Annotated in this window: 1 protein-coding gene; it reads right to left on the reverse strand. The window is 61.8% G+C overall.

The genetic code is table 11. From position 1 onward, the window contains the following. Nucleotides 1–869, reverse strand: an 869-nt coding sequence (locus NKI47_RS34910) for an IS256 family transposase (RefSeq protein WP_352596375.1), incomplete at its 3' end; no start/stop codon positions are given. Nucleotides 870–927 lie beyond the last annotated feature (58 nt).

Here is a 927-nt window from a genome sequence, read left to right on the forward strand (position 1 = left end):
GCCTTCATGCCGGCTTCGGCGTCCTTGGCCCGGTAGATCGCGCGCAGCGCCGGCACGACGGACTTGCGGTCCTTCCAGGACACGAACTCCAGGGAATGACGGATCAGGTGCACGATGCAGGTCTGGACGACAGTCTGGGGAAAGACGGCGTTGATCGCCTCGGGGAAGCCCTTGAGGCCGTCGACGACGGCGATCAGGACGTCGGCGACGCCACGGCTCTTCAACTCGTTCATGACGCGCAGCCAGAACTTGGCGCCCTCGGTCTGCTCGATCCAGATGCCGAGAATCTCCTTCGTGCCGTCCGGCAGGATGCCGAGCGCGATGTAGACGGCCTTGTTCCTGACGAAGCCCTCGTCCCTGATCTTGACCCGTATGGCATCGAAGAAGACGAGCGGATATACCGCGTCCAGCGGCCGGTTCTGCCACTCGGCCACTTCCTCCAGGACCGCATCGGTAACCGCCGAGATCAGGTCCGGCGACACGTCGATGCCGTAGAGCTCCTCCAGATGGCCGCGGATCTCGCGCACTGTCATGCCGCGCGCGTACATGGAGATGATCTTGTCATCGAAATCGGGAAAACGGCGCTGGTATTTGGCGATCAGCTTCGGATCGAAGGTCCCGGCCCGGTCGCGCGGGATCGACAGCGTCATCTTCGACGTGCCCGTCAGCACCGACTTCCGCGAATGGCCGTTGCGGCGATTGACGCTGCCGTCGGTGCGTTCGTCCTCAAGGTGCTCGTCGAGTTCAGCGTTCAGAATCCGTTCCGAAAGCGCCTTCTTCAGGTCGTCGAGCAATCCGTCCTTGGCAAACACCTCATTCGGATCGCGGCCGGCAAGCAGTTGGTCCAGAAGTTCCTTCTCAATAGCCATGCGATGATTCTCTCCTTTCCATCATCATGGCCTCGCGCACAGAATTCCCGACAGTCCC

The sequence above is a fragment of the Mesorhizobium sp. M0633 genome (genome assembly GCF_040320645.1).
Classification (GTDB): Bacteria; Pseudomonadota; Alphaproteobacteria; order Rhizobiales; family Rhizobiaceae; genus Mesorhizobium.